This is a genomic window from Thomasclavelia spiroformis DSM 1552 (assembly GCF_025149465.1).
GTDB classification, from domain to species: Bacteria; Bacillota_I; Bacilli_A; order Erysipelotrichales; family Coprobacillaceae; genus Thomasclavelia; species Thomasclavelia spiroformis.
This window is the reverse complement of sequence record NZ_CP102275.1, coordinates 1,341,694-1,356,403: the sequence shown is the minus strand read 5'-3', so window position 1 is coordinate 1,356,403 and position 14,710 is coordinate 1,341,694. Positions and strand designations below refer to the sequence as shown.

Below are 14,710 nucleotides of genomic sequence, written 5' to 3'. Positions count from 1 at the left end.
TAAAGTAGTCAAGCCACAAGGAGCGATACAAATCCACATTCACATACTTCAATATTTTACAAGTAAAGCTAACCGTAATCAACCACGGATCAATAAGGTTGATAGAAAAAGTATACTGTAGATGACCAACTAAATGAGTCATTTATAATATACCAGGAGGTATAAAATGTCGGATGTTAAATATGATGATGTAAAAAAGTTAATTGAAAATTTTCAAGATTTGCATAAAAATATGCATTATTTATTAAACGAAAAAACTAAACAATTTGATCTTTCTGCTAGTCAGATTAGATTATTGATGATTGTAAAAAAACATCAAAATATTAATCAAAATGCGTTAGCTAAAAAACTCAATGTAACTAAAGCAACTTTATCAGTTAGGTTACAGCGTCTTGAAAAAATGGGATATCTTACTAAAAAGCAAGACATTCATGATAAACGAAATTATATCTTAAATATTACTGATATGGGTGATACCTTTATTAATGAAGGAATGGAAATATTACAAGAAAAAATACTTAATTTGTTTAAAGGTGTTAGTAAAGAACAAATTAGTCAATTAAATGATGTAATAAATATTATTAAATTGAATATTGAAGAATATAAAGGAGAAAGACAATGCTGAAATTAAAACATTATTTTAAAAAGTTTTGGGCACCGATTTTACTTTGTGTTGGTTTATTATTTATGCAATCACAATCAGAGTTGGCTTTGCCTGATTATATGTCAGATATTGTATCAGTCGGTATTCAAGCAGGTGGTTTTGATAGTGCTGTAAGTGATGTATTAAGTGAAGAAACTTTTAATCATTTATTAGTTTTATTAAATGAAGATGATCAAACAATTTTAGAGGATTCTTATCAATTAGTGACTTCAAAAGATATTGATCAGGATTTATTGGATAAATTTAGTAAAGCTAAAGGAAAAAACCTTTATGAATTAAAAGAACTCGATGATGAAGAAATGGATCAATTAGAAGATATATTAATTAAACCAATGTTATTGATTACATCAATTGATAGCATGGATCCAAATTCTAAAGAATATCAAGAACAATTTGGTAGTTTACCTGCAGGGATGAGCCCATATGATGCTATTGGCATGATGCCTCAAGATCAAAAAGATAAAATGTTTGAAAAAATTGATCAACAAATGGAAACAATGGGTGAATCAACATTAAAAATTGCAGCTGGAAATGGTGTAAAAGCTGAATATGAAAAACTTGGTTGTGATGTTGATCAAGTACAAAACAGTTATATTTTACAAACTGGTATTAAAATGTTAGGAATTGCGCTTATTGGAACTGCTTGTGCCATTGGATGTGGCTTTTTAGCTAGTAAAGTTGGTTCAGGTGTTTCAAGATTATTACGTAGTGATGTGTTTAAAAAAGTTGAAAGTTTTTCTAATGAAGAATTTAATAAATTTTCAACTGCATCATTAATTACTCGTACTACTAACGATATTACGCAAGTTCAGATGGTTGTAATTATGTTTATTAGGATTGTATGTTTTGCACCAATGATGGGAATTGGGGCATTAATTAAAGCTTTTAATAATACACCATCTATGACTTGGATCATTGGATTAGTTTTAATTATTATTTTTATGGTTATTATTGTAACATTTATAATTGTAATGCCTAAATTTAAAATTGTGCAATCATTGATTGATAAATTGAATTTAACAATGAGAGAAAATTTATCAGGGATGTTAGTTATTCGAGCTTTTGGAAATGAGGAACATAGTGAACAAAGATTTGATAAAGCTAATAGTGATTTAACTAAAGTTAATTTATTTGTTAATCGTACAATGGTATCAATGATGCCAATCATGATGTTTATTTTCAATATTGTTAGTTTATTGATTGTATATTATGGAGCTAAACAAATTGATTTAGGTAATATTGCAATTGGACAAATGATGGCATTTATGCAATATGCAATGCAAATTATTATGTCATTTTTAATGATTGCAATGATTGCAATTATGTTACCCCGTGCTAGTGTAGCAGCTAATCGTATTTATGAAGTATTATCAATGGAAGTAAAAATCAGTGATCCAAAAAATCCTGAATCATTTGATGAAAATAAAAAAGGATTAGTTGAATTTAAAAATGTTACATTTAAGTATCCAGGAGCTAATGAAGCAGTATTAGAAAATATTAGCTTTACCGCTAAACCTGGTGAAACAACTGCATTTATTGGCTCAACTGGATCTGGTAAAAGTACATTAATTAATTTAATTCCCCGTTTTTATGAAGTGACTGATGGTAAAATTGAAGTTGATGGGGTTGATATTAGAAATGTTAATCAACATGATTTAAGAGATAAAATTGGTTTGATTCCTCAAAAAGGTTTATTATTTTCAGGAACAATTAAATCTAATTTAACTTATGGAGCACCTGATGCAGCTGATGAAGAATTGGAAGAAGTTATTAAAATTGCTCAAGCAAAAGAATTTATTGATCAAAAAGAAAAACGTTTAGATGATCCAATTTCTCAGGGTGGTACAAATGTTTCTGGAGGTCAAAAACAACGTTTAGCAATCGCTCGAGCTATTGCTAAAAAACCAGAAATATTTATTTTTGATGATAGTTTTTCTGCACTTGATTTTAAAACAGATGCTAAGTTAAGAAATGAATTGAATAAAATGATTGAAAAGACAAGAAGTACAGTTTTAATTGTAGGACAACGAATCGCATCAATTATGTCAGCTAATCAAATTATTGTTTTAGATGAAGGAAAGATTGTAGGTAAAGGAACGCATGATGAATTGATGAAAAACTGTAAAGTATATCAAGAAATCGCATATTCACAGTTATCAAAGGAGGAATTAGGACATGAGTAATAATCAAAGAAGAAACGGCCCTAAATTCAACCCTGGCATGCATGGTATGCGTGGTGGCGGTGAAAAAGCTAAGGATTTTAAAGGAACGATTGCTAAGTTATTCAGATATTTAAAACCTTATTATTTTAAATTAGTTATAGTAATTATTTTTGCAGCTGCTTCAACAGTATTTTCAATTGTTGGACCAAAGATTTTAGCTAAAGCAACTGATAAGTTGAGTGAAGGAATTATGGCTAAAGTCAGTGGTACTGGTGGTATTGATTTTGAATATATTGGATATATAATTTGGATTTTAGTAGGATTATATTTAGTGAGTGCTTTATTTAGTTATATTCAAGGATTTATTACTTCTACTATCTCACAACGCGTAGCTTATGATTTAAGAACATCAATTTCTAAAAAAATGGATCGTATGCCACTCAGTTATTTTGATCGACATACTAGTGGGGATATATTGAGTAGGGTAACTAATGATATTGATACAATTGCTCAATCATTGAATCAAAGTATGTCACAGGTAATTACTTCGAGTGTTACGGTGGTAGGAATTTTTATCATGATGTTAAGTATTTCGCCACAAATGACAATTATTGCAGTGTGTGTCTTACCTGTTTCAATGTTATTAATTAGCATTGTAATGAAACGTTCACAAAAATATTTTGCTAAACAGCAACAAGCATTAGGTGATGTCAATGGCCATATTGAAGAAATGTATGGTGGACATAACGTTGTTAAAGCATTTAATGGTGAAGAAGCTTCAGTAAAACAGTTTGATGAATATAATGATAGTTTATATGAAAGTGCCTGGAAATCGCAATTTTTCTCTGGCTTAATGCAGCCAATTACTAATTTTGTTGGTAATGTTGGTTATGTTGCCGTTTGTTTGTTAGGTGGTGTCTTAGCCGGTGGTGGAAATATTTCGATTGGTGATATTCAAGCATTTATCCAATATGTAAGACAATTTAATCAACCAATTAGTCAATTAGCTCAAACAATGAATATGTTACAAAGTACAGCAGCAGCTGCAGAACGTGTTTTTGAGTTTTTAGATGAAGAAGAGTTAGAAAAAGAAACTCCTAAGATTACAAAAGACGAACTTGAAAAGATCAAAGGTTCTGTAACCTTTGCTGATGTTAATTTTGGTTATTTAGAAGATCAAACAATTATTAATGATTTTAGTTTGCATGTTCATTCTGGACAAACTGTTGCAATTGTAGGACCTACAGGAGCAGGCAAGACAACAATTGTTAAATTATTAATGAGATTTTATGAGTTAAATGGAGGAACTATCTTTATTGATGGTAAAGATATTCGAGATTTTGCTCGTAAAGATTTACGTTCATTATTTGGAATGGTTTTACAAGATACTTGGTTATTTAATGGTACGATTAAAGAAAATTTAATGTATAGTAAATTAGATGCCAGTGATCAAGAAGTTCAAGAAGCTTGTAAAGTGGCTTATGTTGATCACTTTGTTCAAACTTTAGAAGATGGTTATGATACAGTTATTAATGAAGAATCATCAAATATTTCACAAGGACAAAAACAGTTATTAACGATTGCAAGAGCATTTTTAAAGGATCCAAAAATTTTGATCCTTGATGAAGCTACTTCATCAGTAGACACAAGAACAGAAGTTTTGATTCAAAAAGGAATGGAAAGATTGATGGAAGGAAGAACAAGTTTTGTTATTGCTCATCGTTTATCAACAATTCGAGATGCTGATACAATTATTGTTATGAAAGATGGCGATATTGTTGAACTTGGTAATCATGAGTCATTACTTGAAAAAGATGGTTTCTATGCATCGTTATATCGTTCACAGTTTGAAGGACTTGATAACTAATATATGCGGACTTAAGATAATATCTTAGGTCCTTTTTTAATTAATTAAGAAATTTACCGTTTAAGTAAATGTTTGACCGTTTGAAGATAAAATAGACGATTATTTGTTTTTATTTAATATAATATAAATAGAAAAGTATAAACTTTTTAAGTTATATAGAAATTTTGTTGTTTGTGTAATGTTTAAATAGAGCGATGAGTTAGATAACAAAAATATTAAATATCCAAGTAGTGATTTGCTATACACTGATATAAATTTAATAATTATTGAAAGGATTTGATACTATGAAAAAGATAATAGCTGGTTTAATCGTTGTAGTAATAGCTATAGTTCTAACACTATTTATTTTTCCAAAAAAAGATGATGAAGTGATTGTTCAAATAAATGATCTTAAAACAGAGCTAAAAACATCAACACATCAAAATATCATTAATGCTGGTTATACAAGAATGGATAATAAAGATAATGTAAATTTATATAATCAAAAACCAGGGATAAATCTTTATACAATGGAACAAAATGTAAAAAATAATTCAGTAATGGCAATCGGTTTAACAATTAATGATAATATTAAAACATTAAAAATTGATGATTATGATTTATTAAAAATGAATAAAGAAGAATTATCAAAGGAATTTAATTTAATAGAAATAGTTGATCTTGTAAAATTTGTATATAAAGATGATTATTTTGTTTGTTTAAATTATCAAGATAATAAACTTGTTGATTTTGTAATTACTTATAATGTAAATGGCAATATGAGTGTTAAAGGTACTGATATATTTTATGAAGAATACAAGCAACAATGGCAAGATGAAATTGAAAATATTTGGTAATATCAATAATTATAAAACAAGTTTAAAGGAAAGATAGTTATGAAAAAAGAATATTTTTTTAAATTTGATAAAGTATTTACAGTTATAACTTTTATTTATATAGTAATAATGCCATTATTTTTTATGGAAAGGAATGAAATTGTATTTCTTTGTTTTAGTGCATTCTTTTTTGTAGAAAAATTAGCACTTTTAAACTTTTTAAAAGATGACGCATCTAAAAACAAAAAACTTTTATATTTATTGATAGCGATAATTCTAATTGGATGTTTAATATATGGAATGATTCGGTTGTTTGGATTAATTTAAATTGTTTATTCAAAAGAAATATGGAGATATTAGGTTTAATGATATTGTGATGAAAAAGTAAGTTGTGGTGGTAGCTTCGATAAACGTTATGATGAATGTACATGGAATTCAAATCATTACTATTATAATCAGATCATGAACATAATTATAACAGATATGAAAATTATTAGATTAAATATAAAATACTTATCAAGTGATAAGTATTTTATAGCTTTAGGAGGGATAGGATGAAAAAATTATTAGTTATTATCGTGGGACTTTTTTCATTTTTAATGGTCTATCTGTCAGTTAGAGAAGTTAATATTATTCAGGGAACGAATCTTTATTTGGCTGATTATACTATTGCTGATTACTTTAATGAAACAAATTATTCATTAAGTATTAGCGGTAATAATTTTGAAACTATTTATAATGCTTTGATAGAGTTTGCCGGTAATGAGGAAATTACATATGTATATCGTGATGAGAAAAATGATGATCAGCTGATGTATACGATTTTGAATCGCTATATTTTTTCAAGTCGGGATGATGTCATGGAAGCTTTTGATATTAATATCAAAGATGAAATTGATTTCTCGCGTTTAGATACAGATGCTTATTACAGCAGTGCTGCTGATGATCAAAGCAATGGACGAATTATGATTTTAGACAATCATTTTTTTGACCAGTATTTACAGATATTTAATTTTAAAACGTTTAATAAAATTGAAGAATGCAAGGATAATGATCTTTATATTAATATAGTCTGTAAAGAAAAAGTTTTTAATAAGTTTATTGAATTTCTTTATGACTATGATGAAAGTATTTCTGTATCTAATCATACTGGAAGCATTAATGAAATTACAATTCTTAACGAGAGCGAAGGAATAATAGCTTAAGGTAAAAAATTATTACAGTTTAATGTAATCGTTTTTGCAGTAATTATTATCAGTATGATCTTAAAACAGAATCGCAATTATATGATCAGACGAATGATGGGGACATCGACAATAAAAATATTTATCAATGAATTTGGAAAACTATTTGCATTGCTGTTTGGTGAGTTTGCATTAATTAATGTATTATCATTTTTTATCCTAGTTAAACAGGAAAGTGTAACTAAATGGAAGGTTTTAGGAGATATAATAAAGTTTGATGGCTATTTTTTAATAATATTACTTGGAATTGGAATAATCAGCTGTTTATTTATTCGCTTAGTTGGACATGTAAAATATTTAAACAGTCACAATCAGCTCAGTAAGCTTTATTATATTCAGGCGATTATAAAAGTAATTATTACGGTTGTTTTACTGGTACCGTTTGTCAATGCCTATAATTACGGTAAACCGTATTTAATTACCTAAATGTAAGAGCAATGAAGGATGAGGTAGGTAATTTATATTCAATAGATTTCAATCCTGAAAAAAGCAAAGAGATATTTTATGAATATATAGATAAAGCAGTATACTGTGATTTTCAGACATATTTTGACAATGTTGACACCCTTAGATATGATGATGTTTCAAAAGATGATGTTTATCCTTATCCAATGATTAGAACCAATGCAGTTTATTTAAAAGATCATGATATCAGGGATTTAGCTGGCAATAAAATTGATATTGAAAAAATCAAAGAAGATACTATTTTAGTGCCTGAAGAGTTTAAAAATGGCTAAGTATCAAAAAAGAAATGAACCGGTAATATATATCAAGAATAACGGTAAATTTTATAATTATAAATTATGGCAGCCATATGTACTGGATAATCCAATTCTTTATATTCAAAGAACTTTTTCATTCATTGACAATGAAATTCAAAGCATGTTCTTTAAAACAGATGATCCTAAGACATTACTAGAGGAACTGAAACCATACGGTATTCATCAATTTATCACTGCACAATATCGATATGATCATTATATAATGACATTTAAAGAACAGCTGATTGACTTTGGTTTGATATTTATTATTTATGTAATTTTATATTTAATTTTAATCATTCAGTCAATCTTAATGTTTTATAATGAACATGGAAAGACGATTGCAGTTAAATACATGCTAGGAAAATCAAAGATAAAAAGATATTGGGAATTATTCAGTGTCAGTGTACTAAGTTATGCAGTAATCTTTGCAGCCAGTACAAAATTAGATATAACTAGAAAAGACAGTATTAAGTTTATTTGTACTTTTGCGATTTTAGAACTGGTAATTGAATTATTGTATATTAGTTATTATGAACGAAAGAAGATGATTTCACTGTTGAAGGGGGAAAAGTAATATGACTATTGTAGAATTAGAAAATGTCAGTAAAAGTTATGGAGATAAAAATGTTTTAAATAATTTAAGTTTTAAAATCGAAGAGGGAACATTTAATGTTATTATGGGAGCATCTGGTTCTGGGAAATCAACAATTTTAAATATCATCGGTTTACTAGATAAAGCAACAAGCGGTGATGTGATTTTGTTTGGACAAAAGAATATCCGACCGTTTTCAATGAAAGCAGAGCAGATGCTTAAAAATAAAATAGGATATTTATTTCAAAATTTTGCTCTGATTGAAAATGAAACAGTTGCAAATAATTTAAAACTAGCATTAGAAAATGTAAGAGGTAATAAAAAAGAGAAAATCAGTGCAGCATTAAAAGAAGTAGGTCTAGAAGGCTATGAAAATAAAAAAATATTTAAATGTTCAGGAGGAGAACAACAAAGAGCAGCAATTGCTAGACTATTATTAAAGCCATGTGAGTTAATTTTAGCTGATGAACCGACAGGATCACTGGATATAAAAAATAGGGAGATTGTAGTAAAGCTGTTAAAAAATATGCAGGAACAGGGGAAGACAATTATTATAGTAAGTCATGATTCATTCTTTGAAGCAATTGCAGATAATGTAATTGATTTAAATAATGATGTTAGCAGATAATAATTATATTTGAGTTAGACTAAATTTGTTTATTTAAAAAATATCAGATAAATGTAAAAGAATAGATTAATCATAATTCCACTATTATGATGAGTCTATTTTTATATTTTAAGGTAAATATGCAACATAAAATGTAAAAATGTGTTATAATTAGCATATATAAGTGGGAGAGATATGTATGATAAAGGTAGCTATAGTAGATGATGAACAAGCAATATGTGATAAAATAAAAAACATATTACTTAAATTTGATGACATAAGAACATATACATATAATTCATTAAGTTTATTAGATCAAGAATATGATTTTATTTTATTAGATATTGAAATGCCTGATTATGATGGAATAGAGTATTCAAAAAAACATTTAGATCAAAAAATTATCTTTATATCAAGCTATGATACTAGATATAAACAAGCATATGGGCCTAATATATATGGATATATCACCAAAGATAATTTAGAAACAGAAATAATAGAAAATGTATCTAAGATGATTAAATTAATAGAAAATGATGTTATGCTTAGTTTTAAAGTAAATGGTCAGGAAATATCAATAAAACAAAATATGATTATTTATTTTATGTATTTAGGTGATAAAAATATTGCATTAGTGTATGAAAATAGTCAGATGATAGTTAAAAATCAAACAATAAAGAGTATTATGGAAAACTTAAATGATGATTTTATTATGATTGATCGCGGTGTTGTAATTAATAAAAATAGAATTGACAGAATCTGTAATGAAGGAATATATCTAAAGGGTGTAAATTGTTTATTTTATGTAAGTCGAAGAAAAAGAAAAGAGGTAGTAAGAGCTTTTTATGAAATTAAATAGTGTTTATTTGACCGTTTAATTACATATTTAACCGTTTAAAGAGAAAAATAATATTTCTCTTTTTTTTTATGCTATGATGCAAGTGTAGAAGATAATATAAGATTTATTTAAAAAGGCAAATTTAATTACTAAATAAAATATTTGATTTTTAAATAGTGAATTGAAAACTTATCTTTTTCTATGATATTAATAATAAAAATAGAAAAGTAATGATATTTATTTTTTAAATCTGGTCATAAAAATTTTATGAATATGTGATAATGAAATAATTAAAATATTTTTAAAAGGAGATGATACAAATAAGAATAATTTTATGATATAAAATATCCATTATGTTAGTATGTTGTTATTTTTACCGATTAAAGTTTTATTACATATAATGCATGAAATTTTTATAAAACATTTATTTGCTTAATGCTATATTTTGTAATTTTAAAATATTTTAGGGAAGGAGAAAGGTATGATTATACCTCATGTTTATTATGAAAAAATTATTATTTAGTTGTAGTTTAATGATAGCATGTTTATTTGTATCGATGAATATACTTACTGCCGCTTATATTACTGTACAAGACACAGATTCTTATGCATATAATCAAGCAAATTATGCTATTGTAACATTAAGTGGTCAAAGGGATACCAGTACCGATAGATTAAGCAATGTTAAAACAAGTAAAACGGTAAAAGGTCAAGTTGTAGTTGATTTTGAGACGATTCAAAGACCTAATCAATTTTCTGCTAATGTAGATGTTAATTTTAGATATCAAGGACTTTATCGAGGAACTGTCCATTTAAGTATTTAGCTAAATAGGGGGCTAGCTCCCTATTTTAAATATAATATTAAACTATTGAATTTTATTGATTTTTTATATAAGAAGAATATCTTAGGGTTAATTATAACAATAGATTTTATATTCATTGTTTTTGATATCAATTTTATAAATGTTTGAATGGATTTTGTATATAAATATATATTAAATAAATAAGAATTTTTAAGATAGTTTATTATTTATAAAATAACGGTTTAATTTGTTGAGTTAAAATTGTTTAAATTTAAGGTGTCTAATCAATAAAAAATGTATAATTTTTTAATTTAAATTATTGTTTATATATATTTATATATGATAAAAAAGCAAATGGAGGGAGATAATATGATAGAGTTAAAGAATATTAATATATCTTTTGGAAAAAAAGAGTGTATTAAAAATGGTCATTTTAAAGCATATCCTTATCAGATAACTTCAATCATCGGAGAAAGTGGTACAGGTAAGAGTTCATTATTGTATTTGATTGCAATGTTAACATCAAAAAGTTGTAAATATTATTATAATGGTAAATTATTAGAATTTAACGAAAAAGATAAAAGTAATTTTAGAAATAAAGAAATATCATTTATTAGTCAAGATAGTATTTTGATTGATACAATTAGTGTCGAAGAAAATATCAAACTTTATTTACAGATGTCAAAAAGTAATTATACTGTTGATGATTTATTAAAAGAAATAAATTTACAAGATAAAAAACATGCAATGCCAAATAATTTATCCGGTGGTGAGCGTCAAAGAGTTGCTTTGGCTTGTGCAATAGCTAAAGATAGTAAAATTATTTTAGGTGATGAAATAACTTCAGCTCTTGATGATGAAAATAAAAAAATAGTTACTAAGATACTTAGAAAGTGTGCTAATCAGGGAAAAATTGTTATTTTAGTAAGTCATGAAGATAATATTATTGAAAATAGTGATCGTATTTATCGTATTGAACATTTGGAATTGATTTTAGAAAAAGAAACATCGATAAATTCAAATACAAATAGTGAAGTTGATAATCGAAATAATACTAGTTGTTTTAGAATATTTAAAAATTTATTTTATTCGAATAAAAAAAATAATTTACGAAGACTTTTGATTAGTGTAGTAGTTATGTCGTTTATATTTTTAAGTGCATCAATTTTTGTAACATCTAATGAAAAACTTAATAATGAAAATTATTCTACAAATAATTTATCAATTAATAAACTTCTTGCAGTTAGTGATGAAAGTGGCTTTTTTCATCAAATTGACGGACAGCTAGGATGTAGTATCCATTTTATTGAAAATCAAGAGCCATTAGATACATCTATTATTAATCAATTAAATAATCTGGATCATATTAAAAAAAGCTATGATTATTATACATTCAATTATTCAATGTCGTCAGGTAACGGTATTTTTGAAAATATGACAATAAAAGTATTTAGAGATAACAAAGAAATTTTAAAACGAAGTAATGAAAATACAATAAGTGTTGATAAAGATTATCCTTTTTCAATTATTCCGTTTTTTCCAGAAGACGAATTTGTTTCAAATGATAGTGGCATTTATGTAAATAGCAATATGGCATATTATTACAATATTGAAGTAGGAGATATTTTAGAATTAGAAATTAATGTTCCTTATGCAATGTTAGAATTAAATAATCAAGAAACTTTAACCCTTGATGATAACATTGAAGCAAAAGCATATAATCCAGTATCTTGTCTTGGTAATAGGGTACCATATAAAGGTAAAGTAATTGGTATTATTGATTCAAATTCACAACTTGATAATGAAGTTTATCTTCATCATAGTATTATGGAAAATATGATTAATGAACAAGTTGAAAAATATCAAAAAAATGAAATAGAAATTAATTATAATATTTTTGAAGGTTATTCATCAATAATGGATTTAAAACCATATGCAAAAGCTATTTTTGTTGATAAAAAAGAAAATGTTTTAAAAGTACAAAATGATATTAATGAAATATCTGATGCAGTATTTGCATATAATGAATATCAAAGTATTTTAGAATTAGAAAATAATAGTGAGCAAATAAAAAATGATACAATTAAATTAGCTATTGTATGTATATTAATAATAGTGATAGGTGTAATTATTATAGAAATATTTTATCTAAAAAAATATAAATCAACATATATGATGTTAAAGTTGATTGGATATAGTGAAAAAAAGAAAAATAAAATTTTTATCATTCATGGGTTATATCAAGGATTAATTATTTTATGTACAGCAATGATTGTATATATAATTGGATCGATTCCCTTGATTATTGCTTTGAAAACTAAAGAAAATATTTTATTGGTACGTTCAAGTTTTCCGGATTTTTATAATACTTTTACAGGTTATGCAGTATTTTCATGGCAACATTTTATCTTCTTTACTTGTATTTTAGGGTTGGTTCTTATAGTTAGCCATTTAGGGATGAAAGTATTTTATAATCGAATAGATACTATTAAATGGTTAAGAGGTAAATAGAATGATTGAGATAAAAAATATTCATTTACAGATTCAAGATAAAGTGCTGCTTAAAAATGAACAATTAAATATTAACGAAGGTTATATTTATGTAATCAGTGGAAAAAGTGGCTGTGGGAAAACAACATTATTATATGTAATTTCACTGTTATCTAATTACTCTAATACTATTTATCATTGGGATGATCAGCGAATTGATAATTTAAGTGATGAAAAGATTGCAATGATTAGAAAAAATCAGATTGGTTATATTTTACAAGATTTAGAACTTATCAGCGAGAATTTAACTCTTCGAGATAATATTAAATGTATGTTTGCACTTATAAATAAGAAAGATGATTGGGCTAAAGTTGATGAATATATGCATAAAATGAATCTTGATGGTTTATTGGATCAAAAAATTGATGAATTATCCAGAGGTCAAAGACAACGTTTTGCTTTGGTTTTAGCTCTTATAAAAGATGCAAAATTAATTATTTTAGATGAACCTACTTCTTCATTGGATAAAGATAATACAATAAAACTGATGGCGTATCTTCAAATTATTGCAAAAAATTATCATAAGATGATTGTTATTGCTAGTCATGATAGATATGTGAAAAATAATTGTGATGTTTTATATGAAATTGAAAATTGTCGTCTTGTTTTAAAAACACAATCACTAATTAAAGAAAATGTATCTATGTTGAAAAATGATACTAAGATCAGTAATGATTTTTATAAAATTTATAATAAGAATAATTATAAAATAACAAAATTGTTAATGAAATTAATTTATACGATCATGATTATTGTAATATGCATCGGACCGGCTATTTTAACAATGTATATAAATGAAATCAAGCAATTATATGATCAGTATGCTAGTGATGAAATAATTGTTGTAAACTCAGATGAAAATTTACTAAATGTGTTATATGATGGTAAAGCTAATGTTTTTAGTATAGAGCAAATAAATATGTTGAAGGAAATAGAACATGTTATTGATGTCGATTATTATTGGCAATTAGAAGGTGCATTGAGTTTTGGTAAAGATGCAAAAAACATAACTGTTATTCCTAAAAAAGATTTAGATAAAATAGCCATTCCATCATCTTTAGCAAATAAAACAACAAAAAAAATGTCATTATCAATGATGTTATCAGTTGAAAATCAAATATATGAATTTAAAACGATAATAGATGATTATATAGTTAAAGATTATTTAATAAGTGAAAATATTGATAATGAAGTGATTTTTTTACCAGATAAACTCATTGATAAATTACTTTTACAACAAAATATCACTAATAGTGCTTCACTGGTAGTTAGATGTGATAACGTAGATAATATTGAAAATACGATGACTAAAATTACTAATTGGTTACCTGAAGTAACTGTTTTGTCTAATGGAACTAAATATAAAGAACAATTAGATAATTTACAAAATATTGAACAGTTGATTAACTTATTGCGTATTGTAACAATTATAGGGATTATTGTAATTGTCTATATCATTCAAATAATGGAAAATAAAAGTAGAATAAAAGAGATTACTAATTTGAGAATAAATGGGATTACAGAAAAAACATTTTATAAATTATATTATTACGAAAATAGATTTGTTATTTTGGCTACAATTGTTGGCTGTGTCATGGGATATATAATAGCAGTATCTTATTTTAAATCATCACTAGTACTTAGTAATTTATCGTTGATTTTATTACAATCAATCTTATGTTTATTAATAAGCCAAATTATTCCGTTAATTATTTCATCGAAACAAATTTTTACTAAAGATATTGCTAAAATTTTAAGAGATAATTAAATTTTTTAGAAGTTAAAATATTTAGTTATATAAAAA

14 protein-coding genes are annotated in these 14,710 nt (G+C 25.9%); all 14 read left to right on the top strand.

Annotated features, from left to right (window positions below):
- The first annotated feature begins 166 nt into the window (after positions 1–166).
- The 14 genes from NQ543_RS06340 (at position 167) to NQ543_RS06275 (ending at position 14,674) form a co-directional block, all read left to right on the top strand.
- Positions 167–625, top strand: coding sequence for a MarR family winged helix-turn-helix transcriptional regulator (locus tag NQ543_RS06340; protein WP_004609696.1), 459 nt, complete (start codon positions 167–169; stop codon positions 623–625).
- A complete protein-coding gene (locus tag NQ543_RS06335) occupies positions 619–2,847 on the top strand; it encodes an ABC transporter ATP-binding protein (protein ID WP_004609697.1) in 2,229 nt (742 codons plus the stop codon). Before NQ543_RS06340 ends, NQ543_RS06335 begins: the two co-directional genes overlap by 7 nt.
- A complete protein-coding gene (locus NQ543_RS06330; RefSeq protein ID WP_004609698.1) occupies positions 2,840–4,693 on the top strand; it encodes an ABC transporter ATP-binding protein in 1,854 nt (617 codons plus the stop codon). The genes NQ543_RS06335 and NQ543_RS06330 overlap by 8 nt, the downstream gene beginning before the upstream one ends.
- A gap of 284 nt (positions 4,694–4,977) precedes the next feature.
- Positions 4,978–5,529, top strand: coding sequence for a hypothetical protein (locus NQ543_RS06325; protein WP_004609699.1), 552 nt, complete (start codon positions 4,978–4,980; stop codon positions 5,527–5,529).
- A gap of 39 nt (positions 5,530–5,568) precedes the next feature.
- Positions 5,569–5,835, top strand: coding sequence for a hypothetical protein (locus tag NQ543_RS06320; RefSeq protein WP_004609700.1), 267 nt, complete (start codon positions 5,569–5,571; stop codon positions 5,833–5,835).
- A gap of 227 nt (positions 5,836–6,062) precedes the next feature.
- The gene (locus tag NQ543_RS06315) at positions 6,063–6,713 is read left to right on the top strand and encodes a hypothetical protein (RefSeq protein WP_004609701.1); all 651 of its coding nucleotides are present in this window, start codon (positions 6,063–6,065) and stop codon (positions 6,711–6,713) included.
- An 81-nt stretch (positions 6,714–6,794) separates the two neighbouring features.
- Complete coding sequence (locus NQ543_RS06310) at positions 6,795–7,178, top strand: hypothetical protein (protein WP_154645956.1); 384 nt, start codon at positions 6,795–6,797, stop codon at positions 7,176–7,178.
- Positions 7,179–7,189: 11 nt separating this feature from the next.
- Positions 7,190–7,489: a hypothetical protein gene (locus tag NQ543_RS06305; protein WP_004609703.1), complete on the top strand. Its 300-nt coding sequence runs from the start codon at positions 7,190–7,192 to the stop codon at positions 7,487–7,489.
- Positions 7,482–8,090, top strand: a complete 609-nt coding sequence (locus NQ543_RS06300) for a DUF1430 domain-containing protein (protein WP_004609704.1) — start codon at positions 7,482–7,484, stop codon at positions 8,088–8,090. Before NQ543_RS06305 ends, NQ543_RS06300 begins: the two co-directional genes overlap by 8 nt.
- Before the next feature lies 1 nt (position 8,091).
- Entirely contained in the window at positions 8,092–8,736 is a 645-nt protein-coding gene (locus NQ543_RS06295) for a putative bacteriocin export ABC transporter (protein WP_004609705.1), read from the top strand.
- Positions 8,737–8,914: 178 nt separating this feature from the next.
- The gene (locus NQ543_RS06290; protein ID WP_004609706.1) at positions 8,915–9,574 is read left to right on the top strand and encodes a LytR/AlgR family response regulator transcription factor; all 660 of its coding nucleotides are present in this window, start codon (positions 8,915–8,917) and stop codon (positions 9,572–9,574) included.
- Positions 9,575–10,086: 512 nt separating this feature from the next.
- Positions 10,087–10,377 (top strand): hypothetical protein, encoded by a 291-nt coding sequence (locus NQ543_RS06285; protein WP_154645957.1) that lies wholly within the window; start codon positions 10,087–10,089, stop codon positions 10,375–10,377.
- A 348-nt stretch (positions 10,378–10,725) separates the two neighbouring features.
- A complete protein-coding gene (locus NQ543_RS06280) occupies positions 10,726–12,867 on the top strand; it encodes an ATP-binding cassette domain-containing protein (RefSeq protein WP_039904109.1) in 2,142 nt (713 codons plus the stop codon).
- A 1-nt stretch (position 12,868) separates the two neighbouring features.
- The gene (locus NQ543_RS06275; protein ID WP_004609709.1) at positions 12,869–14,674 is read left to right on the top strand and encodes an ABC transporter ATP-binding protein; all 1,806 of its coding nucleotides are present in this window, start codon (positions 12,869–12,871) and stop codon (positions 14,672–14,674) included.
- Positions 14,675–14,710: the final 36 nt, after the last annotated feature.

What these genes read in the sequence shown, in the direction of transcription:
- NQ543_RS06340 (WP_004609696.1), top strand. Translation starts at nt 167, where the DNA reads ATGTCGGATGTTAAATATGATGATGTAAAAAAGTTAATTGAAAATTTT.
- NQ543_RS06335 (WP_004609697.1), top strand. Translation starts at nt 619, where the DNA reads ATGCTGAAATTAAAACATTATTTTAAAAAGTTTTGGGCACCGATTTTA.
- NQ543_RS06330 (WP_004609698.1), top strand. Translation starts at nt 2,840, where the DNA reads ATGAGTAATAATCAAAGAAGAAACGGCCCTAAATTCAACCCTGGCATG.
- NQ543_RS06325 (WP_004609699.1), top strand. Translation starts at nt 4,978, where the DNA reads ATGAAAAAGATAATAGCTGGTTTAATCGTTGTAGTAATAGCTATAGTT.
- NQ543_RS06320 (WP_004609700.1), top strand. Translation starts at nt 5,569, where the DNA reads ATGAAAAAAGAATATTTTTTTAAATTTGATAAAGTATTTACAGTTATA.
- NQ543_RS06315 (WP_004609701.1), top strand. Translation starts at nt 6,063, where the DNA reads ATGAAAAAATTATTAGTTATTATCGTGGGACTTTTTTCATTTTTAATG.
- NQ543_RS06310 (WP_154645956.1), top strand. Translation starts at nt 6,795, where the DNA reads ATGATCAGACGAATGATGGGGACATCGACAATAAAAATATTTATCAAT.
- NQ543_RS06305 (WP_004609703.1), top strand. Translation starts at nt 7,190, where the DNA reads ATGAAGGATGAGGTAGGTAATTTATATTCAATAGATTTCAATCCTGAA.
- NQ543_RS06300 (WP_004609704.1), top strand. Translation starts at nt 7,482, where the DNA reads ATGGCTAAGTATCAAAAAAGAAATGAACCGGTAATATATATCAAGAAT.
- NQ543_RS06295 (WP_004609705.1), top strand. Translation starts at nt 8,092, where the DNA reads ATGACTATTGTAGAATTAGAAAATGTCAGTAAAAGTTATGGAGATAAA.
- NQ543_RS06290 (WP_004609706.1), top strand. Translation starts at nt 8,915, where the DNA reads ATGATAAAGGTAGCTATAGTAGATGATGAACAAGCAATATGTGATAAA.
- NQ543_RS06285 (WP_154645957.1), top strand. Translation starts at nt 10,087, where the DNA reads ATGATAGCATGTTTATTTGTATCGATGAATATACTTACTGCCGCTTAT.
- NQ543_RS06280 (WP_039904109.1), top strand. Translation starts at nt 10,726, where the DNA reads ATGATAGAGTTAAAGAATATTAATATATCTTTTGGAAAAAAAGAGTGT.
- NQ543_RS06275 (WP_004609709.1), top strand. Translation starts at nt 12,869, where the DNA reads ATGATTGAGATAAAAAATATTCATTTACAGATTCAAGATAAAGTGCTG.